We start from the raw sequence: 687 nt of genomic DNA, 5'->3' as shown, positions 1-687 counted from the left end.
CGTCTAAATAATCACTATAAGACTGATCATAATACGTGATAGTACGCCCATCATCTAAACGTCTTGTACGAGGTCTCGGTGTCCCCATAGGTGGTAACTTGATTGTGTATCTCCATACCTTAGCCATCGCTATTCACTCCTACTTATCTTCCTGTTCTCGCTTTTGTGCGTCCCAAAATTCAGCGATTCTATCGCCTTCTGATTGCTTATACGCTCGTTCTTTTTCCATTCGCTCTTGGCTATCTTTAGGCAAAACTTCTATTTCTTCTTTCATCGCCTTACGCTCAGCATTATGTTTAGCGATAACTTCTGATTTGGTAGGGGTTTGAGCCCGTTTATCTGTTTTGTTTTCGGTTTCTATTTCGGCTTTCTCTTTCCTTGCCGTCGGCTTAGCTTGATAACCTAAATAATCCATATTCATATCTTTCGTATGTTTTTGTATTACGTCAGCTTGTGCTTTTAAATCGACGTCAGATTTTTTCTTCGGTTTTTTATACTTTTCAGGGTGTTCTATAGCGTCGTTAAATAGCTCAATGACAGTGTTTAGTTGATTCAACGTGAAGATATCCCCTAACGCATAAAGTGCGTCCTTTTCTTCAGTTTTGATCTTGATTAGTTTCTTATATTTGAAGATAGCTGTTTTACCTAACTCTAAATGTTCAGCTAATAATTTCCACTGTGCGTCAC

Annotated in this window: 1 protein-coding gene; it reads right to left on the bottom strand. The window is 38.6% G+C overall.

Annotation, left to right across the window (positions count from 1 at the left end; all coding sequences use genetic code 11):
* Positions 1-139 precede the first annotated feature (139 nt).
* Positions 140-687: hypothetical protein (locus tag AB840_RS15510; RefSeq protein ID WP_048515705.1), on the bottom strand; the 548-nt coding region annotated here is incomplete at its 5' end.

It is taken from the genome of Megasphaera cerevisiae DSM 20462 (assembly GCF_001045675.1).
GTDB classification, from domain to species: domain Bacteria; phylum Bacillota; class Negativicutes; order Veillonellales; family Megasphaeraceae; genus Megasphaera; species Megasphaera cerevisiae.
Note: the sequence above shows the minus strand (reverse complement) of the source record. Positions and strands in the feature narration are given on the sequence as shown.